The sequence below is a fragment of the Bradyrhizobium genosp. A genome (assembly GCF_049949275.1).
Lineage (GTDB): Bacteria > Pseudomonadota > Alphaproteobacteria > Rhizobiales > Xanthobacteraceae > Bradyrhizobium.
The window spans coordinates 302,833-322,955 of sequence record NZ_CP188196.1; the positions used below are offsets into that span (position 1 = coordinate 302,833).

Annotated in this window: 17 protein-coding genes; 10 read left to right on the forward strand and 7 right to left on the reverse strand. The window is 63.9% G+C overall.

The window, feature by feature from the left end:
• Positions 1 to 56: 56 nt before the first annotated feature.
• The 6 genes from rho (at position 57) to ACP2YP_RS01390 (ending at position 7,906) form a co-directional block, all read left to right on the forward strand.
• A complete protein-coding gene (rho, locus tag ACP2YP_RS01365) occupies positions 57 to 1,322 on the forward strand; it encodes a transcription termination factor Rho (protein ID WP_027535007.1) in 1,266 nt (421 codons plus the stop codon).
• Between the two features lie 313 nt (positions 1,323 to 1,635).
• The gene (gene mnmE, locus ACP2YP_RS01370; RefSeq protein ID WP_426421871.1) at positions 1,636 to 2,991 is read left to right on the forward strand and encodes a tRNA uridine-5-carboxymethylaminomethyl(34) synthesis GTPase MnmE; all 1,356 of its coding nucleotides are present in this window, start codon (positions 1,636 to 1,638) and stop codon (positions 2,989 to 2,991) included.
• A 319-nt stretch (positions 2,992 to 3,310) separates the two neighbouring features.
• On the forward strand, positions 3,311 to 5,191 hold the full coding sequence (mnmG, locus tag ACP2YP_RS01375) for a tRNA uridine-5-carboxymethylaminomethyl(34) synthesis enzyme MnmG (RefSeq protein WP_426421872.1): 1,881 nt from the start codon (positions 3,311 to 3,313) through the stop codon (positions 5,189 to 5,191).
• A gap of 9 nt (positions 5,192 to 5,200) precedes the next feature.
• A complete protein-coding gene (rsmG, locus tag ACP2YP_RS01380; protein ID WP_426421873.1) occupies positions 5,201 to 5,974 on the forward strand; it encodes a 16S rRNA (guanine(527)-N(7))-methyltransferase RsmG in 774 nt (257 codons plus the stop codon).
• 29 nt (positions 5,975 to 6,003) lie between these two features.
• A complete protein-coding gene (locus tag ACP2YP_RS01385; protein WP_426421874.1) occupies positions 6,004 to 6,870 on the forward strand; it encodes a ParA family protein in 867 nt (288 codons plus the stop codon).
• Positions 6,871 to 7,018: 148 nt separating this feature from the next.
• A complete protein-coding gene (locus ACP2YP_RS01390) occupies positions 7,019 to 7,906 on the forward strand; it encodes a ParB/RepB/Spo0J family partition protein (RefSeq protein WP_426421875.1) in 888 nt (295 codons plus the stop codon).
• Positions 7,907 to 8,167: 261 nt separating this feature from the next.
• On the opposite strand, the gene holA is transcribed toward ACP2YP_RS01390, so the two are convergent.
• The 3 genes from holA to leuS form a co-directional block, all read right to left on the reverse strand.
• Entirely contained in the window at positions 8,168 to 9,196 is a 1,029-nt protein-coding gene (gene holA, locus ACP2YP_RS01395) for a DNA polymerase III subunit delta (RefSeq protein ID WP_426421876.1), read from the reverse strand.
• A 135-nt stretch (positions 9,197 to 9,331) separates the two neighbouring features.
• Entirely contained in the window at positions 9,332 to 9,883 is a 552-nt protein-coding gene (lptE, locus tag ACP2YP_RS01400; protein ID WP_426421877.1) for an LPS assembly lipoprotein LptE, read from the reverse strand.
• Complete coding sequence (gene leuS / locus ACP2YP_RS01405; RefSeq protein ID WP_426421878.1) at positions 9,870 to 12,506, reverse strand: leucine--tRNA ligase; 2,637 nt, start codon at positions 12,504 to 12,506, stop codon at positions 9,870 to 9,872. Before leuS ends, lptE begins: the two co-directional genes overlap by 14 nt.
• A 280-nt stretch (positions 12,507 to 12,786) precedes the next feature.
• Here leuS and ACP2YP_RS01410 point away from each other — a divergent pair, with 280 nt between their 5' ends.
• Positions 12,787 to 13,767 (forward strand): GGDEF domain-containing protein, encoded by a 981-nt coding sequence (locus ACP2YP_RS01410; protein ID WP_426426441.1) that lies wholly within the window; start codon positions 12,787 to 12,789, stop codon positions 13,765 to 13,767.
• Here the strand turns inward: ACP2YP_RS01410 and ACP2YP_RS01415 are convergent.
• Positions 13,764 to 15,461, reverse strand: a complete 1,698-nt coding sequence (locus tag ACP2YP_RS01415; RefSeq protein ID WP_426421879.1) for a diguanylate cyclase domain-containing protein — start codon at positions 15,459 to 15,461, stop codon at positions 13,764 to 13,766. The genes ACP2YP_RS01410 and ACP2YP_RS01415 overlap by 4 nt on opposite strands.
• Positions 15,462 to 15,568: 107 nt before the next feature.
• On the opposite strand from ACP2YP_RS01415, the gene ACP2YP_RS01420 reads away from it, so the two are divergent.
• The gene (locus ACP2YP_RS01420) at positions 15,569 to 16,258 is read left to right on the forward strand and encodes a YggS family pyridoxal phosphate-dependent enzyme (RefSeq protein ID WP_426426442.1); all 690 of its coding nucleotides are present in this window, start codon (positions 15,569 to 15,571) and stop codon (positions 16,256 to 16,258) included.
• 62 nt (positions 16,259 to 16,320) lie between these two features.
• Here ACP2YP_RS01420 and ACP2YP_RS01425 read toward each other — a convergent pair whose 3' ends face one another.
• The gene (locus ACP2YP_RS01425; RefSeq protein ID WP_426421880.1) at positions 16,321 to 16,890 is read right to left on the reverse strand and encodes a L,D-transpeptidase family protein; all 570 of its coding nucleotides are present in this window, start codon (positions 16,888 to 16,890) and stop codon (positions 16,321 to 16,323) included.
• Positions 16,891 to 17,093: 203 nt separating this feature from the next.
• Here ACP2YP_RS01425 and ACP2YP_RS01430 point away from each other — a divergent pair, with 203 nt between their 5' ends.
• Positions 17,094 to 17,780: a response regulator transcription factor gene (locus tag ACP2YP_RS01430; RefSeq protein ID WP_007598630.1), complete on the forward strand. Its 687-nt coding sequence runs from the start codon at positions 17,094 to 17,096 to the stop codon at positions 17,778 to 17,780.
• Positions 17,781 to 17,840: 60 nt separating this feature from the next.
• A complete protein-coding gene (locus ACP2YP_RS01435) occupies positions 17,841 to 18,284 on the forward strand; it encodes a cyclic nucleotide-binding domain-containing protein (protein WP_426421881.1) in 444 nt (147 codons plus the stop codon).
• A 5-nt stretch (positions 18,285 to 18,289) separates the two neighbouring features.
• Here ACP2YP_RS01435 and xth read toward each other — a convergent pair whose 3' ends face one another.
• Together xth and ACP2YP_RS01445 are read right to left on the reverse strand one after the other, a co-directional pair.
• Positions 18,290 to 19,105 (reverse strand): exodeoxyribonuclease III, encoded by an 816-nt coding sequence (gene xth, locus ACP2YP_RS01440; RefSeq protein ID WP_426421882.1) that lies wholly within the window; start codon positions 19,103 to 19,105, stop codon positions 18,290 to 18,292.
• Positions 19,106 to 19,261: 156 nt separating this feature from the next.
• Positions 19,262 to 20,077 (reverse strand): outer membrane lipoprotein carrier protein LolA, encoded by an 816-nt coding sequence (locus ACP2YP_RS01445; protein WP_426421883.1) that lies wholly within the window; start codon positions 20,075 to 20,077, stop codon positions 19,262 to 19,264.
• Between the last annotated feature and the right edge of the window lie 46 nt (positions 20,078 to 20,123).

Sequence of the window (20,123 nt, forward strand, 5' to 3'; positions counted from 1 at the left end):
CGCATTTCAGAGCCTCCTCGCACCCCCTCCCAAGGTTACCCCACAGGACCACCCCAATGCGGGAAATTAAACTCCAGGACCTCAAGTCGAAGACGCCGGCCGAGCTCGTCTCGTTCGCGGAAGAGAATGGGGTCGAGAATGCCAGCACCATGCGCAAGCAGGAGTTGCTGTTCGCCATCCTCAAGCAGCTTGCGCTGGCCGAGACCGACATCGTCGGCGAGGGCGTCGTTGAGGTGCTCTCCGACGGTTTCGGCTTCCTTCGCTCGCCCGATGCGAATTATCTACCGGGCCCTGATGACATCTACGTTTCGCCCTCGCAGATCCGCCGTTTCGGCCTGCGCACCGGCGACACCATCGAAGGCCACATTCGCAGCCCGAAAGAAGGCGAGCGCTATTTTGCGCTGCTGAAGGTCAACACGCTCAATTTCGAGGACCCGGAAAAGGCCAAGCACAAGGTCAATTTCGACAACCTCACGCCGCTGTTTCCGAATCAGCGTTTCCGCATGGAAATCGACGACCCGACGCGTAAAGACCTGTCTGCACGGGTGATCGATATCGTCGCGCCGATCGGCAAGGGCCAGCGCGCACTGATCGTCGCGCCGCCGCGCACGGGTAAAACCGTGCTGATGCAGAACATCGCGCACTCGATCACGCACAACCATCCCGAATGCTACCTGATCGTGCTGCTGATCGACGAGCGTCCGGAAGAAGTCACGGACATGCAGCGCTCGGTGAAGGGCGAGGTGGTGTCGTCGACCTTCGACGAGCCGGCCGTGCGTCACGTCCAGGTCGCCGAGATGGTGATCGAGAAAGCCAAGCGTCTCGTCGAACACGGCCGCGACGTCGTCATCCTGCTCGATTCGATCACGCGTCTGGGTCGCGCCTACAATACCGTGGTGCCGTCATCCGGTAAGGTGCTGACCGGCGGTGTCGACGCTAACGCGCTGCAGCGCCCGAAGCGCTTCTTCGGTGCCGCCCGCAACATCGAGGAGGGCGGCTCGCTGACCATCATCGCGACGGCGCTGGTCGATACCGGCAGCCGCATGGACGAAGTCATCTTCGAAGAGTTCAAGGGCACCGGTAACTCGGAGCTGATCCTCGACCGCAAGGTCTCGGACAAGCGGACCTTCCCGGCCATCGACATCTCCCGCTCCGGCACCCGCAAGGAGGAGCTCATCACCGACAATCAGGTGCTGAAGAAGATGTACGTGCTCCGCCGCATCCTGAACCCGATGGGCACCATGGACGCGATCGACTTCCTGCTCGACAAGCTGCGCTCGACCAAGAGCAATTCGGAGTTCTTCGACTCCATGAACACCTGAGCCAGGTGCAACAACAGACCAAAGGGCGCCTTCGGCGCCCTTTCTTGTTTTTTGCGGCTTTGCTGCAGTGAAATGTGCAGCACCAAGTGGACTTCGTGTCGGACTCGAATTTCCTTAGTCTATTGATATATCTAGGTAATACTTGACTTAGGTCGAGCCCGCCTAGCGAGCCGAGAGGATTTTTGCAGCAGAAATGCTGCGCTTTATGTTGCGCTGCAATATGATTTTGCTGCGGGTTGGAGCGCAGCAAAGCGGGTCACGTGCACCCAAGAACAGGTGTTTGCGTTTTCCCCGCCAGCCAGACAAATAGGCCATGCACCCGCGAGACCAGACCATCTTTGCGCTGTCGTCCGGCCGTCCGCCGAGCGCGATCGCATTGGTACGCGTCTCGGGCCCGCAAGCCGGCCTGGTGCTGACGACGCTCGCAGGCAAGCAGCCGACGCCGCGGCAGGCCAGCCGCCGGCTGCTTCGGGACGGCGCGGGCCAGCCGATCGACGATGCGGTCGTGCTCTGGTTTCCAGGGCCGGGGACTGCGACCGGCGAGGACGTTGCCGAATTCCACGTTCATGGCGGACGCGCCGTGCTGGCCGCGCTCCTCGCCGCTATTTCGCTAATTCCGAATGCGCGCGCCGCCGAGCCGGGCGAGTTCACTCGGCGCGCGTTCGAGAACGGCAAGCTCGACCTCACCGAAGCCGAGGGCCTCGACGATCTCATTCACGCCGATACCGACCGCCAGCGCCGCCAGGCGCTGCGCCAGTTGCAAGGCCTGCTCGGCAGTCGTGCGCGCGACTGGCGCGAGCGCATCATCGAGGCATCAGCGCTGATCGAGGCCGGCATCGATTTTTCCGACGAGGGCGATGTTCCCGCGGAATTGACGGCGCCGGCCGTGAAAGCGATCAAGGCGCTGCACGGCGAAATTGCAAAAGTCCTTGCGGCACAGGGACATTCTGAACGCCTGCGCGACGGCCTGGTGGTCGCGATCGCTGGCGAGCCGAATGTCGGCAAGTCGACGCTCATGAACCAGCTCGCCCGCCGTGAGGTCGCGATCGTCTCGCCGCACGCCGGCACGACGCGCGACGTGATCGAGGTGCAGCTGGATCTCGATGGTTATCCCGTCACCGTCATCGACACCGCCGGCATTCGCGAGACCAATGATCCCGTCGAGCAGGAGGGCGTACGCCGGGCGCGGGCGCGGGCCGAAGACGCCGACCTCGTGCTGTGGCTGGTGGAGGGAGAGCGAGCCGCCGATCCGGACACGATGCGGGCGCTCTGGACATCTGGCGAGGGTCATCGGTTCGGCGGCTCGGTCTGGATCGTGCGCAATAAAATCGACCTCGGCGGAGCCGCAGCGGACCGGCCGGCCGGCGAATTCGGGATCTCGGCGAGCCGGGGTGATGGCATTCTCGAGCTGGTCGATGCCCTCATCAAATTCACGGCTGACTTTTTCGGAACCACCGAGGGCGCATTGGTGACCCGGGCCCGGCAGCGAGATCTGTTGGGGCGGGCTTCAGACAGCTTGGGCCGGAGTCTGGGGCTTGTAGAAGAGGGCGAGGAGCTCGCCGCCGAGGAGTTGCGCGCCGCCGCCTATGCCTTGGGCCGGCTGCTCGGCCGAGTCGACGTCGAGGACGTCCTTGGGGCCATTTTTCAAAAATTCTGCATCGGAAAGTAGGGCTAGGTTCCCGATGTAGGATTAACCCTTGTTCCATTCCTTCTGTTTCACGTGAAACGCCCGGAACCTCAATCCCGTCATCGCTTCGCTCGCAATGACGGGGCGCGGAGCCCGCGTCTCAATCCCCTCATCCTCTAGCGCATTGAGCGGCCCATATTGTTTCACGTGAAACAGCTGCTGCTCCAACCCACTTCCTACTGTGCATGGGGTTGTTTTCGCGAAACCGCTCCGGCTTCCAGTTTACCCCGTTTCACGTGAAACACCCGCCCCACCGAGTTTCCACTTCCGGCTTTCCTGTCGCTGAGTTAGAAGTCGGCCCATGCGAACAGAGCGAGAGAGTTTCGACGTCATCGTGATTGGCGGCGGCCACGCCGGCTGTGAAGCCGCGACTGCTTCCGCCCGGATGGGTGCGACGACCGCTCTGGTGACACACCGTTTCTCGACCGTCGGCGCGATGTCCTGCAATCCCGCCATCGGCGGTCTGGGCAAGGGCCATCTGGTGCGCGAGGTCGATGCCCTCGATGGCCTTATGGGCCGGGTCGGCGATGCCGGCGGTATCCAGTTTCGCGTGCTTAATCGTCGGAAGGGTCCTGCGGTCCGTGGTCCACGGGCCCAGGCCGACCGGAAGCTCTATGCAGCTGCGATGCAGGCTGCGATCCGGGAGACCGCAGGTCTTTCCGTTATTGAAGCTGAGGCCGACGAGCTGATCGTGGTCGACGGCCGGGTCATCGGGCTGCGGCTGGCGGACGGCCGGGAGCTCCGGGCAGGGGCTGTTGTCGTCACCACCGGAACCTTTCTCCGCGGTCTGATCCATCTCGGCGAGAAGAATTGGCCCGCCGGCCGCGTCGGCGAGGCCCCGGCAATGGGCCTTTCGGCCTCCTTTGAGCGCGCCGGCTTCACCCTTGGACGGCTGAAGACCGGGACGCCGCCGCGTCTGGATGGCTCGACAATCGACTGGTCCGCCGTCGAAATGCAGCCCGGAGACGAGCCGCCGGAGCCGTTCTCGGTGATGACCGCGCGGATCACGACCCCGCAGATCCAGTGCGGCATCACCCGGACCACGGCTGCCACCCACGAGGTGATCCGGGCCAATGTCCATCGCTCTCCGATGTACTCCGGCCAGATCAAGAGCTCCGGACCGCGCTATTGCCCCTCGATCGAGGACAAGATCGTCCGCTTTGGCGACCGCGACGGCCATCAGATCTTCCTGGAGCCGGAGGGGCTCGACGATACGACCGTCTATCCCAACGGCATCTCGACCTCACTGCCTGAGGAGGTCCAGCTCGCGATCCTCGCCAGTATCCCCGGCCTGGAGCGGGTAAAGATGGTCCGTCCGGGCTATGCCATCGAATACGACCATATCGATCCCCGTGAACTCGATCCGACCCTGCGGACCAAGCGTCTGCGCGGTCTCTTCCTGGCCGGGCAGATCAATGGCACGACCGGATACGAGGAGGCCGCCGGCCAGGGCATCGTGGCCGGCCTCAATGCCGCGCTCTCCGCGAGCGGAGCCGCGCTCACGGTGTTCGACCGCGCCGACGGCTATCTCGGCGTCATGATCGATGACCTCGTGACCCGCGGGATCAGCGAGCCCTATCGGATGTTCACCTCCAGGGCCGAGTATCGGCTGACCTTGCGGGCCGACAACGCCGATCAGCGCCTGACCGAGAAAGGGATCGCACTGGGCTGTGTCGGCAGTGCCCGGGCCCAGCATCATCGCGCCAAGATAGACGCCCTGAACGCGGCGCGGACGCTGTCGAAATCGCTGACCATCACCCCGAACGAGGCGATCAAGCACGGGCTGTCCCTGAACCGGGATGGTCAGCGCCGCTCGGCCTTCGAGCTGATGGCCTATCCGGACATCGGCTGGAGCCAGGTCCGCGCGATCTGGCCGGAGCTGTCCGCCATTGATCCCGTCATCGCCACCCATCTTGAGATCGACGCCAAGTACGATGTCTATCTCGAGCGCCAGAGCGCCGACGTCGAAGCCTTCCGGCGCGACGAGGGGATGGTGCTGTCGGAGGTCGACTACCAGCAGGTCCCGGGTCTCTCCAACGAGGTCCGCGCCAAGCTGGAAAAGTCGCGGCCATTCACGGTCGGCCAGGCCGGCCGGATCGACGGCATGACGCCGGCGGCCCTCGGCATCCTCGCGGCCTATCTTCGTCGCGAGGCGCGCAAGACTTCCAAGGCAATTGCATAGGCGTTTCACGTGAAACAGCGCGGACCGGGCGGGGACAGGCCGCTATCCCGACGACCCGGAGCAGGTGAGGGAGCTGGTCGTCGGTCCGTGTCGGCGCCGGTCAAACCGAAGATCGACAAGGCCAGCGCCAACGATCAGGCACTCGACTCCGTCATCGCCGCCGACAAGAGCGCGGCGCTAAAGCTCGCGCCCGTTTCACATGAAACGGAGGCGCGGCTCGATCGCTATATCGCGCTGCTTCGGGAGTGGCAGGCCAAGACCAATCTGGTCGCGCCCTCGACCTTGCCAAACCTCTGGACCCGGCACATTGCCGACTCGCTTCAGCTCGTCGACCTCGCGCCATCAGCCAAGCGCTGGGCCGATCTCGGCAGCGGCGGCGGCTTTCCCGGCGTCGTGCTGGCTTGCGCCATGGCCGGGACACCGGGCGCCAGCGTCCACCTCGTCGAGCGAATCGCCAAGAAGGCCGCCTTTTTGCGCGAAGCGATCCGCCTCACCACATCTCCGGGAGTCGTACATCTCGCTGAAATCGGGGATAATGTGGATAGAATCACCGGCCCCGTCGATTGCGTCACCGCCCGCGCGCTGGCTCCGCTACATCAACTTATCGGCTTTGCGGAGCCGCTGATGCGCCAGGGTGCAAAAGCGTTATTTCTTAAGGGTCAAGATGTAGAGGCTGAATTGACCGAAGCCGCTAAATATTGGAATATTCGGCCGCAGCTCCACCAAAGCCTGACGGGTGACGGGTGGATCGTCGAGCTGACTTCAGTTGAACGCCGCGGGTGAGCGTTCAGGGGTTGGGTGGGGGAATTTCGATGACCATGATTGACGAGCCGCAGCAAGACCAGACCGACCAAGAAAAGGCTGAAGTCCCGCATGGTCACCCGCGCATCCTGGCGCTGGCGAATCAGAAGGGCGGCGTGGGAAAGACAACCACAGCGATCAATCTCGGCACGGCGCTCGCAGCGATTGGCGAGCGCGTTTTGATCGTCGATCTCGATCCGCAGGGCAACGCCTCGACTGGCCTCGGCATCGATCGCCGCAATCGCTCCTGCTCGACCTATGACGTGCTGATCGGCGAATCGAGCTTGCGCGAAGCGGTGGTCTCGACCGCGGTGCCGCGGCTGCACATCGCGCCCTCGACCATGGATCTCTCCGGCCTCGAGCTCGAGCTCGGCACCACGCCCGGCCGCGCCTTCAAGCTGCGCGATGCGATCTCCTCGCTCAACAACAACGTCTCGCCGGAGTCCGATTACACCTATGTGCTGATCGACTGCCCACCGTCGCTCAACCTTCTCACGGTCAACGCGATGGCTGCGTCGGATGCGATCCTGGTGCCGCTGCAGTGCGAGTTCTTCGCGCTCGAAGGTCTGTCGCAATTGCTGCAGACGGTGGAGCAGGTGCGCTCGACGCTCAACCCGAACCTGTCGATCCACGGCATCGTGCTGACCATGTTCGACTCGCGCAACAACCTCTCGAACCAGGTCGTGGCCGACGTCCGCCAATTCATGGGCGAGAAGGTCTACAAGACCATGATCCCGCGCAACGTGCGTATCTCGGAAGCGCCGTCCTACGGCAAGCCGGTGCTGGTCTACGATCTCAAATGCGTCGGCAGCGAAGCGTATCTGCGGCTCGCCACGGAAGTGATCCAGCGCGAGCGCGAGCTGCGTACGACACATTGAAGGTGCCGTAGGGTGGGTTAGCCGAAGGCGTAACCCACCACATTTTCCGCAGCGAACAAAAGCAATGGTGGGTTACGCTTCGCTAACCCACCCTACAATTCGAAACTTAGTTCTGGAGTGCTGCAGCGTGAATCCAAGGGAGCTGGCGATGGCCGACGAAGCGCGTTCGCGACTGGGCCGGGGTCTTGCGAGTCTGATTGGTGATGTCGGCGGCGAGGCTCAGCACGTCGATCGTCCGCGCGCGCAGCGCAAGGTGCCGATCGAATTCATCAAGGCCAATCCGCGCAACCCGCGCCGCGCCTTTTCGGACACCGAGCTCAAGGAGCTCTCGGAGTCCATCAAGCAGCACGGCGTGATCCAGCCGATCGTGGTGCGCCCCGTGAAGGGCGCGCAGGACCGCTTCGAGATCATTGCCGGTGAGCGGCGCTGGCGTGCCTCGCAAATGGCCGGCCTGCATGAAGTGCCGATCGTGCCGGTCGACATTAGCGACAGCGATGCGCTGGAATTCGCGATCGTCGAGAACGTGCAGCGCGAAGACCTCAACCCGATGGAAGAGGCGCAGGGCTATCACGCGCTTGCCAACGAGTTCAAACGCAGCCAGGACGACATCGCAAAAGTCGTCGGCAAGAGCCGCAGCCACGTCGCCAACATGATGCGGCTGACCAAGCTCCCGGCTGAGGTGCAGGCCTTCATCGCGACCGGTGAGCTGACCGCCGGTCACGCCCGGGCGCTGATCGGCGTGCCCGATCCGCTGGCGGTTGCCAAGCGCATCGTCGCGGAGGGCCTCAACGTCCGCCAGACTGAGGCGCTCGCGCATGAAGAGGGCGTGCCCGAGCGCAAGCCGCAAAAGGCGCGCGCCACCGGGGGCAAGGAAAAGGACCCCGACACGGTCGATCTCGAGAAGCGCGTCAGCGACGCGCTCGGCCTCAAGGTCACCGTCAATCACCGCGATCCCGGCGGCTCGGTCCAGATCAACTACCGCAACCTCGATCAGCTCGACGAGGTGATGAAGCGGCTGGCGAAGGGCGCGCTGTAGCCCTATTCCCGCGCTCTCTCTCCCTCACCCTGAGGAGCCGCGAAGCGGCGTCTCGAAGGGCGAGGGCCCCGGGCCTTCATCCTTCGAGACGCGCGCAAGAGCGCGCTCCTCAGGATGAGGAACTATCGCGGTCATTGGACGCGCAACTGTTTCCACATCGTCATTGCGAGCGTAGCGAAGCAATCCAGAATCTCTCCGCGGAGGGATCCTGGATTGCTTCGTCGCAAGGGCTCCTCGCAATGACGTGGAGAGAGTGGGGGCCTATCCCCGCCGCTTCGCATTCGCGGCGATCGCCATCAGCGTGCGCTGGGCGATGGCGGCGGCCAGCGTCGATTGCTTGCGGGTGTCGAGCGCGGCGGTCGCAAGCTGCTCGATGATCCCAGCGAGCCTTGCCACGCTGAAGTTGCGCAGTGCGGTTTCGACCGCGGGCTTTCGTGAAAAATGCAGCCGCGGAAATCCGCCGTCGAGCACGGTGGAGGCCGGCGTGCCGTCGGCGATCGCGAGCGCGGATTTGTGCAGCCACGCGGCCTGGCGCTGCGCGGCCGAGATGATCACGCCGGGATAGGTGCCGGCGATCATGGCCTTTGCGAATTCGGTCTCGACGATATCGGGCCGGCCGGCGAAGGCGCCGTCGACGATTGGATCAAGCTTCAGCTCGGACGCGTCGGCGACGACGGACATCACGTCATCCAGCGTGATCTCGCCCTTGCCGTGGGCGTAGAGCGTGAGCTTGCGCAACTCGTTGCGCGAGGCCTGGCGGTCGCCGCCGAGGAACGACATCAGCGCGCCGCGGGCATCTTGCGCGATGCGCAGATTCGCGGTGCGGAGCTCGTCCTCCATCAGCTTTGCGAGGTCGCGCTCGGTGTCGGGATAGCAGCCGATCGCCACCGCGGTCTTGGCCTTCTCGCAGGCCTTGCGCAGCGGCGATTCCGGGCGGAGCTCGCCGGCTTCGATCACGATGCGGCAATCCTTCACGCCCATCTCGGCCAGCGTGTCGACGCCGCTGGCAAAGCTGCGCGAGCCCGCGCGGATGCGAATGGCGCGGCGACCGCCGAACAGCGGCACGGTCATGGCTTCGTCGACCAGCCGCGACGGCTCGGCCGAAAGTTCGTCGCCGTCGAGCTTCACCAGTGAGAAGGGATCGTTGGGGTCGTCGACGGCGGACGCAATCAGCGCGTCGGCGCGCTCGCGCACAAGGCCGGCATCCGGGCCATAGAGCAGGATGATCGGACGGCCCGCGTCGGGGCGGGCGAGGAAGGCATCGATCTCTTTTCCGCGCAGTGCGACCATGTTGCCCAAGGTTCGTCATTTTCGGGGCGCGCAGAGCGCGAACTAAGGCGCGCAATCGCGCGCCTGGGAATCTCGATCTACAATCTCTGGATTCCGGGTTCTCGCTTCGCGAGCCCCGGAATGACGGGAAATGAACTACGTGCCTGCGGTGAAGAACGCGGCGAGCCGGGTGTTGATGTTCTCGGCGATCTCGTTGGCGGCACGATCCTCGGCGTCACGCACCGCGCGGTTGCGGCTGAAACGCTGGTAGGAGCCGGGCATGTCGTAGGAGACGCGCGAGAACGTCGTGCCGGTCATCACCGATTTGCCGGTCGCGACCTCGATCAGATTGTACTGGCAGTCGATGCCATAGTTCTCGCTGTTCGGCAGGCCGGTGTTGGGGTCGACGATCAGGGACGACTTGCTGGAGGTGAAGCGGATGACCAGGCGGTGGGTCGGCGGCATGCCTGTCGCTGAGCCGTAGAGCTTGAACGCCAACGCGTTGCGGACCTCGACGCCGACGCGGGCCTCGCGGGAGGCATTCGCCTTGTCGATCGGCGGAAGATCGACCCCCATCAGCTTCTCGCGCAAGCCGGGGGTGCCGTCGGTATGCTCGGCATACATCGGCTGGAAGCAGCCGGCCGTCAGCGCCGCCAATACGGCAACCGCCAGCAGGCGGGCTGCGATGCGGATCCTAGCCGACAACATTCACGATCCTCTTGGGGACGATAATCATCTTGCGGACGGGCTTGCCGTCCAGGGCCAGTTTTACCGCATCGAGGGCCAAAACGGCAGCCTCGATTTCCGGATTCTGGGCCGCTGTTGCAACTGTGACATCACCCCGCTTCTTGCCGTTGACCTGGACCACCAGGGTCACGCTGTCTTCAACCAGCAAATCGCGTTCGATTTGCGGCCAATTGGCCTCGGAAACCAGCCCGGGCTGGCCCAGAACCTGCCAGCACTCCTCGGCCAGATGCGGCATCATCGGGGAGAACAGCTGCACCAGGATCTGGCTGGCCTCCCGGATCGCCCAAGCCAAATCGGGAGCGGGTTGGCCGGGACGCTGCAGCACCTCCGAAAACGTGTTGGTGAATTCGCGGATATGGGCGAGGCAGACGTTGAAGTGCAGCCGCTCGACGCCGGTCGTGACCTTGTCGAGCGCGCCGTGGGCGGCTTTGCGCAAGGCGGTCGCATCAGTGCCGAACGAGGCCGGCCGGGCCGCTGGGGCAGCCTTGCCGAGTTCCTTGCAGAGTTCTTCGGCATCGTTCACCAGCCGCCACAGCCGCTGCACGAAGCGCGAGGCGCCCTGGACGCGCTCGTCGCTCCAGATCACGTCGCGGTCGGGCGGGGAGTCCGACAGCATGAACCAGCGGGCAACGTCGGCGCCATAGGTCGCGATGATGTCGTCGGGGTCGACCGTGTTCTTCTTCGACTTCGACATCTTCTCGATCGCGCCGATCTGGACGTCCTCGCCGGTTTCAAGCAGCGTCGCCCGGCGGCCGTTGCCGCCGACCTCGATCTTGACCTCGGCCGGCTGCACCCAGGTGCCGTCGGCCTTCTGGTAGGTCTCGTGCACCACCATGCCCTGCGTGAACATGCCGGCAAACGGTTCGTCCAGCGCGATGTGCCCGGTCGCCTTCATGGCGCGGGTGAAGAAGCGGCTGTAGAGCAGATGCAGGATCGCGTGCTCGACGCCGCCGATATACTGGTCGACCGGCAGCATCCGGTTGGCGACCGCGGGCGTCGTCGGCGCGTTCTCGTTCCAGGGATCGGTGAAGCGCGCAAAATACCAGGACGAGTCCACGAAGGTGTCCATGGTGTCGGTTTCGCGCTGAGCCTTGCCGCCGCATTTCGGGCAAGTCACGTGCTTCCAGGTCGGATGATGGTCGAGCGCGTTGCCCGGCCTATCGAAGCTCACATCCTCCGGCAGCACCACCGGCAGGTCGGCATCCGGCACCGGCACGACGTCGCACTTCGGGCAGTGGATCACCGGAATCGGGCAGCCCCAGTAGCGCTGGCGCGAAATGCCCCAGTCGCGCAGGCGGAAATTGACCTGGCGCTCGCCAACCGGTGCGTTGCCGCGCAGCTCGTCTTCCAGGCGTTTCGCGACCTCGTCCTTGGCTTGATCGATCGTCATGCCGTCGAGGAAGCGCGAATTGATCATGCGGCCGTCACCGTCATAGGCGGTGTCGGTGATGACGAACGTCTTGGGATCCTGGCCCTCGGGGCACACCACCGGCGTGTTGCCGAGATTGTACTTGTTGACGAAGTCGAGGTCGCGCTGGTCGTGCGCGGGACAGCCGAAGATCGCGCCGGTGCCGTATTCCATCAGCACGAAATTGGCGACATAGACCGGCAGCTTCCAGCTCGGGTCGAACGGGTGCACCGCGCGGATGCCGGTATCAAAACCCTGCTTCTCCGCGGTGTCGATGATCTCCTGCGCGGTGCCGATCTTCTTGATGTCGGCAATGAACTGCGCAAGTTTCGGGTTCTTCGCGGCGGTTGCCTGCGCCAGCGGATGATCCGACGAGATCGCCATGAATTTCGCGCCGAACAGCGTGTCGGGGCGCGTGGTGAAAATCTTCAGCTCGCTCTCGCCGGCGGGCGTGGTCGCCTGATCCAGCGCGAAGCGGATCAGCAGGCCCTCGGAGCGGCCGATCCAGTTGCGCTGCATCAGCCGTACCTTGTCAGGCCAGCGGTCGAGCCCATCCAGCGCCGACAGCAATTCCTGCGCGTACTTCGTGATCTTGAAGACCCACTGGCTCATCTCGCGCTGTTCGACGATCGCGCCCGAGCGCCAGCCGCGGCCGTCGATCACCTGCTCGTTGGCGAGCACGGTCATGTCGACCGGGTCCCAGTTCAGCTTGCGCTTCTCGCGCTCGGCGAGGCCCGCGCCGAGCATATCCAAAAACATCTTCTGCTGATGCTTGTAATAGCTGGGATCGCAGGTTGCGAACTCGCGCGACCAGTCCAGCGACAGCCCGATCGAGCGGAGCTGCTTCTTCATCGCGGCGATGTTGTCGTAGGTCCAGGCTTTCGGCGCGACCTTGCGCTCGATGGCGGCGTTCTCGGCCGGCAGGCCGAAGGCGTCCCAGCCCATCGGGTGCAGCACGTTGAAGCCCTTGGCGCGCATGAAGCGGGCCAGCACGTCGCCAAGCGTGTAGTTGCGGACGTGGCCGATATGGATGCGCCCGGACGGGTAGGGGAACATCTCCAGCACATAGTATTTCGGCCGGGGATCGTCGTTCTTCGAGACGAAGATCGCCTGCTCGTCCCACTGGCGTTGCCAGCGCGGTTCGGCGTCGCGGGCGTTATAGCGTTCGGAGGTCATGGAATCGTTGGGTTTTCGTGGTTTCGGCCGCCTGAAGAGGCCGGACTAGGCCATAGAAGTCCTTAACGGGTCAATGGGTTGCCGAAAAGCGAGAATCCTCCTCCGCTCGTTTCAAAGCTCCGGTCCAATACGGGGCAGGCCTGATTTCAAGGAGCGATTAAGGTGGCTGCTGCCAAGCTATCGGGGCCCAAGCCCGGGACCTTTCGTCATGATCGCCAGCCCCTATGACGAGCTCGACTACGACTACGCAGCATCCGTCGCGCAAAAGGCCTTGCACTGCATGGCGGCCGAACACGTGCCCGCAACACCGGACAATTTTAGCGTCTGGTTCGTCTATTCGATGGGAGTTCCAAGCGATCTGCAGCGCGCCATCGATATTCTGATCGGCAACAAGCGCAAGTTCGACGCGGCCATAAACCGGGACCTGTTTTCGACCTATGTGGCCGCGCCGGACGGCTCGGCGGCGGCCCTTGCCTCCCAGCAGCTGCATTCGGTCATGGACGCCGCCCGAGTCTTCCTGGCAACAGCCATTGCTGACAATCACGCACAGATGCGCGCGATCCATGATGTCGCCGATCGGGGCCAGGCCGGCTCCGATCCAATGCTGCTCGTCCAGCAATTGATGAACGAGCTCGCCAAGGCGGCCAGCCGCGCCGCAAAGCTCGAAGCCGGTTTCGCTGAGAAGACGCAGGAGCTCGAGTCGATACGGGAAACGCTGAGCAAGTCCGAGGAACGCGCCAGGACCGACACCCTCACCGGCCTGCCCAATCGCCGCGCGCTCGACGAGTTCTTTCGCAAGGCGCAGATCGCCGCCATGGAGAAGGGCGAGCCGCTCAGCCTTCTGATGCTCGACATCGACCACTTCAAGTCGTTCAACGACAGGTTCGGCCATGGCGTCGGCGACCAAGTGCTCCGATTGATGGCGCAGGTGCTGCGCGACAAGGTCCGCGAGGTCGATCTGCCGGCCCGCTACGGCGGAGAGGAATTGATCGCCGTACTGCCTGGTGCCGATCTCGCCGCGGCGACGGCGATTGCCGAACGCATCCGTTGCTCCATCGCCGCGTGTCAGATCACTCGCCGGTCGACCGGCGAGATTCTTCCGTCCATCACGGTCTCGATCGGAGCTTCGCAGTTTCAGCCGGGAGAAGCCATGAACGACTTGGTCGAACGCTGCGATCGGGCGCTCTATCTTGCTAAACGCAATGGCCGCAATCGCGTGGTCGACGAAAGCGAGCTCGATCGCGAGATCGCTGCGGTCTAGCCCGCCATCGCGATTTCGGCGGTGGTGCCCTCGATCCGCAAAATGCCGTGCTCGACGACGTTGTTGCGGCCGCGATGTTTGGCGGCATAGAGCGCAGCGTCGGCGGCTTCGATCAAGTCGCCCGGGCGCAAGGCCTCGTTCGGCCGAGTCGCCGCAACGCCGATCGACACCGTGACCACCATGTGGGCGGAGGTGATGTGCGGCAGGCAGAGTTTCAGCACGGCGGCGCGCACCAGCTCGCCGATCTCGACGGCGCGGTGCACGTCGGTATTCGGCAGCAGCAGGCAGAATTCTTCACCGCCATAGCGCGCCGCAAAGCCCATCGTGTCGGCGGCGATGCCGGACAGTGATTCGCCGAGCCGGGTCAGGCAGGAATCGCCTTCGAGATGGCCGTAGGTGTCGTTGAACAGCTTGAAATGGTCGACGTCGATCATCAGAAGCGCGAGCTCGCTGCCATATTGCTGCGCGCGCATCCATTCGAAGTCGAGACGGCTCTGGAAGCCGCGGCGGTTGGCAAGTCCCGACAGCATGTCGATCGACGCCATCACCGTCAGCCGGTCATTGGTCGCGATCAGCTCGCGCTCGCGCTGGCTGAGCTGCGCGGCCATCGCGTTGAAGGCGCGCGCCAGCGGCACGAATTCGGAGGGCAGCCGGTTGCGCGCCGCGCGGGCCGACAGGTCGCCCTCGCCGAGACGCTTGGCCATGTCGGCGAGCATTTCGATCGGCTTGATCACGAGCTTCTCGGCGGCGATCAGCGCGCCGAGCAGCACGAACACGACGACGAAGGCGAGCTGGAGATAGGCGGTGCGGATGTCGCGGCTCACTGCTGCGGACACCTTGTCCTCGTCGATGCTGGCGATCAGGCGGGAATTGGTGCCGGCGATGCGGATGAAGCTGACTGCGCGCCGCGATCCGTCGGCGGCGAGAAACGACAGCGAGCCTTCGTCCTGGTCGGAGCGCAAGGCCATGTCGGCGATCGCCGACATCAGCGGCATGTTGTCGAGCGGACGTCCGACCGCGCTGTGCTGGTCGGCGGGCGCAGCCAGCACGGTGCCGGCGCTGTCGACCAGCACCGCCGAGATGCCTGCGCGGCCGCCCAGATTGTTCATGACCTTCGACATCCAGTCGAGGTTGACGGTTGCGAGCACGATGGCATCGGCAACGCCGCTGAACGCGGAGACCGGATAGACCGCCATCACGGTCGGCGACTGCACGGGCTTTGACAGGATGAAGTCGGACAGCACGAAGCGGCCGGTTTCCTGGGCCTGCTGGAAATAGGGTCGGTCAGAAAGATCGAGGCCGACATACATGTTGTTGGTCGCGCACTGGATACGGCCGTCCTGGCCGGCGATCAGAAGCGTGCGGATCCAGGGGAGGCTCGTCGGCAGGCTCGCGCGCAACACGTCGCAGCTCTTGCTGACGCCGCCGGCGGAGGCGCGGATAAAGGCTTCCGATTTCAGGATGGTCTCGACCGACGAGATCACCTCGCGCTGCGCGTCCGCACTGTGCCTTGCGATCGTGGTGAACTCGGCGGTGGCTTGCGCGATTTGTTTGGTGCGGGTGTCCTCGAGCGAGCGAATGCGCTCGAGCATCAAGGGCGCGACCAGAATCACCGCGAGCAACGCAAGCCGGGCCCTGATGCCGAGGACCTGCTTGAGTTTTGCTCGTTTGCGGTTGAAACTGACGTTTGCCATCTTCGCTGCCCACCCCGCGGGCAAGTTAAAGCGAAGGGTTCAAAAACTCTTTCTTGAACTCGGTAAAAATGGAACTACCTCCGTTACTCGTGCAGTCGATCGACGTCATGACAGAAGCCAATGCCGCGCCGGTAACCGGCGATTCACCAAACGCGCTCGCCGCGGTCGAAGCCGAAATCGCGCGCGCCTGCAAGGATGCGCGGCGCGATCGTGCCTCAGTGACGCTGATCGCGGTGTCCAAGACTTTCGCAGCCGATGCAATTATCCCGGTTATCGGCGCCGGACAGCGCGTGTTCGGCGAAAACCGCGTGCAGGAAGCCAAAGGCAAGTGGCCGGAGTTAACGTCTGTTTACTCAGGCATCGCGCTGCATCTGATCGGGCCGCTGCAATCCAACAAGGCGAAGGAGGCGGTGGCGCTGTTCGATGCCATCCATTCGGTCGATCGCCCGAGCATCTGCCAGGCGTTAGCCAAAGAAATCGAATCCCAGAGCAAGCACCCGCAACTCTTCGTCCAGATCAACACCGGCGAGGAGCCGCAGAAGGCCGGCGTCACGCCCGGCGAGGCCGACGCCTTCCTCGCGAGCTGTCGCGACACCTACGGGCTGACGATCTCCGGCCTGATGTGCATTCCGCCGGTGGACGAGCCGCCGGCGGCGCATTTCGCGCTGACCGCCAAGATCGCCGCGCGCAACGGATTGCAGAATCTGTCGATGGGCATGAGCGCGGACTATGCGACCGCCATCATGCTCGGCGCCACCCATGTGCGCGTCGGAAGCGCGATCTTCGGACATCGGTAGGAGCCGTTAGCCAGGACGACGATGGGTAGCGTCCGTCCGAATCTCACCGACACTTTCCGCTCTCACCCGATGATGATTCGCGTTCGCGGCCCCAATCGCTGCAACAGTTGCAGCATCGCAGATTTCGTCATGGAGACGCAGCCCGCGGTCGGGCCGAAATTGTCGCGCGCCAGATGCAGAAACACCGCGCTGCCACGGCCGGCAATGCGCGGCCTGGTGTTGTGGTCGATTTCGATGATGAAGTCATAGAGCTTGTCGTCGCGTTTGAGCCGGTCGCCGCCTTCGCCCTCGCCGCGCCGGATCCACTGGTTGTAGTGGCGATCGCCGGGATCTTCGCACCAGGCGTCCGCGCCGGTGATGATCCGGGCCGGCAGAAACGTCTTGGGACGGCTGTGGCGGTCGCCCCGCCACCACAATCGTCGGGGACGAAAGCTGCCCCTGGGGGTGCCGCCGTCGCCCTCGCGCTTGTTGGCCAGAATTCCGCCGCGCCCCAGCGCTACCGGAATCGTCAGCTGTCCGGCTGTCAGCCAGCCCCGGCGCGGATTGCCGGCGGCAGGCTTAACGCGGATCGTCGAGAGCTGCTGGAAGCGTCGATTCATGGGATAAGCGTTTGAATTAGCGTCATTTTTCATCTGAACGTGCGATGTCGAATTCATTACAGGACATTCATCAATTCGCCCTGCTATTCTGGGGTAGAGTAATTCCGGCTTGTGAATCGGTAACAGCCCACTACTTCAACACGAACAACAATAAAGACAGCGACCCTTTAAACTTCTCATCACGGCTGGGTGCGGCATGCATGCGCGCCTGGTCGACCCCAAAAGGATGATCCCCTATGGCCAATGCCCGCAAGATCCTGATCGTGGATGACGATACCGATCTGCGCGACACGTTGGTGGAGCAATTATCGCTGCACGAAGAATTTGAAGCCTCCGCCGTCGATACCGGCGCCAAGGGCGCCAGCGCCGCAAAGGCCAACGCTCCCGATCTCGTGCTGATGGATGTCGGCCTTCCCGACACCGACGGTCGCGAAGTGGTCCGCTCTCTCCGCAAGGGCGGCTTCAAGGCGCCGATCATCATGCTGACGGGGCACGACACCGATTCCGACACGATTTTGGGCCTGGAATCCGGCGCCAACGACTATGTGGCCAAGCCGTTCCGTTTCGCCGTGTTGCTGGCCCGCATCCGCGCCCAGCTGCGCCAGCACGAAGCCAGCGAGGACGCGGTGTTCTCGGTCGGCCCCTATTCCTTCCGCCCCGGCTCCAAGATGCTGACCGCGGCCAATGCGCGCAAGGTCCGACTCACCGAGAAGGAAACGGCGATCCTGCGCTTCCTCTACCGGGCCGGCCAGATGCCGGTGTCGCGCGAGACCCTGCTCCAGGAGGTCTGGGGCTACAATTCCGGCGTCACCACCCACACGCTGGAAACCCACATCTACCGGCTTCGCCAGAAGATCGAGAAGGACGCCGCCAACCCGGAAATCCTGGTGACGGAAGCCGGTGGCTACAAGCTGGTGCCGTGATACGTTCCAGGAGCGCGCGATTCGTCTTAAATCAGCGCGTTCCACGAGCCTCGGACCGGAATGTCAATCGACGACGACGTAGCGCTGCTCGAGCGTGTCCCGACACTGCGCCTGTTGGGAGACGCCTCGCTGCGCATGCTCGCGATCGGCTCCGAGCAGCGTGACTTCGCCCGCGGCGACATCCTGTTCAATCTCGGCGACGATGCCGATGCCGGCTTCGTGGTCCAGCGCGGCGCCTTTCGCGTCGATGACGGCGCCGGCGCCGAGATGATCGCAGGTCCCGGCACGCTGATTGGCGAGCTCGCGCTGGTCGTGCCGATGAAGCGGCCCTCGGGCGCGGTTGCGCTGGAGCATTCCTCCGTCATCCGCGTCGCGCGCAGCCTGTTTCAGCGCGTGCTCGAAAGCGATCCCGCCGCCGCGGTCCGCCTCCGCGACGAATTCGCGGTTCGCTCCAGCCAGATCGCAAGCGACATTCTGATCGCCGGTGCGAAGCTGAGCACGTAGCCGGCTTAAACGTCCAGCGTCACCGTCACCGGCACGTGATCCGACGGTCGCTCCCAGCTGCGGGCATCGCGCAAAATCTTGAAATCCTGGACCGCGTCTTTCAGCGCGCGCGAGACCCAGATGTGGTCGAGCCTGCGGCCGCGGTCGCCGACGGTCCAGTCGGCGGAGCGGTAGCTCCACCACGTGTAGATCTTTTCCGACATCGGGATGCGGTCGCGCGCGACGTCGATCCATTCGCCGGCGCTGAGTGCGGCCTGCAACTTTTCGGTTTCGATCGGCGTGTGCGAGACGACTTTCAGAAGCTGCTTGTGCGACCACACGTCGTTCTCGTGCGGCGCGACGTTGAGATCGCCGACCAGGATGTGGCGATCTTCTCCGCGCGGATGCAGCGGTTCGCACGCCTTCATCTCGTCGAGAAAGCGGAGCTTGTGGTCGAATTTCTCGTTCGACGCGGGATCGGGAACGTCGCCGCCAGCAGGCACGTAGAAATTATGCAGCACCAGCGGTTTTGCGATGCTGGCCTTTTCGCCGAACGACACCGAGATGTGGCGCGAATCCACCTTGTCGCAGAAGGAGCGGATGTCGGTGTTCTCGAACGGAATCCTCGAGACGATGGCGACGCCGTGATAGCCCTTCTGCCCGTTCAGCGCGACGTGCTCGTAGCCGAGCCGCTTGAAGCGCTTCAGCGGAAAGGCGTCGTCGATGCACTTGGTCTCCTGGAGACACAGCACGTCCGGCCGCGCGCTCTTGAGAAACTTCGCGACCAGATCGATGCGCAGCCGCACCGAATTGATGTTCCAGGTTGTCAGGGAAAGACGCATGAGAATGGCGTCTTAGCAAGCTCTCGTAGGGTGGGCAAAGGCGCAAAGCGCCGTGCCCACCGTCTTTTCGAGGTTTGGGACCTGATGGTGGGCACGCGGAGCCTGTCATCGGGCGCGCATTCGCGCGACCCGGTGGCTTTGCCCACCCTACGGGACCTAGCCCGGTGACGGCACGCTGTAATTGGTGAAGTCGATCTTGAACATATTGGGATCGAGCTTCTTGCTCGTGTCCAGATTATAGACTGCGAATGTGGTGTCGTAGCCCTGAGGATCGGTCACCGTCCATTGCTTCAACTGGCCGTCCTTGGCGCCGAGCATCAGCAAGAGGCGACTGGTGCCGACCAGCGCCTGCTTCTCCTCGATGATGACGCTGATGAAGAGGTCGTCGGCCGTGACGCTGACGACGTTGGTGTCCTTCATCAGGTCGATGCGATCGGACAGCAGGAAGCGGAGCGGTGTCTGCGACAGCGGATAGACGTCCTGCGTCGCGAGCTTGCGATCGCGCACCACGACGGAGGATCCATCGGCAACGATGTCGATCGGGCTCGGCGGATCATATTCGACGCGCATCTTGCCGGGCTTCTGGATGTAGAAATCGCCCTGCGTCTTGCTGCCGTCGGGGCCGACCTGGACGAAATTCCCGACCAGCGTCGACAGCGAGGACAGATAGGCACTGACCTTGGCCGCCTGCGCCTTCTGGTTCGCATCGAAGGTCTGGAAGATGCTGCTCGGCACGTTGCGGCGCGGATCGGGAATGATCGGATTCGGCGGCGCCTGTGTTGCGCCAGTGATCGCGGGTCCGCCCGAGGGCGGAGCACTGTCGCGGGCCTTCGGTGCAGGCTTCGGCACGGGAACGTTCTGCGCAGATGACGCAGCGGTCACCATCGCGGCGGTGACGAGCAGCACGCCCGCTACGCGTGCGCTGTGCGCAGCGAAGGAGGCCGCGAATCGAATGTCCGGATGTTGGGTCAACGCGTCGTCCTGTGTGGCTGGGCGTCGTTTTAGCGTGATTTCGGGC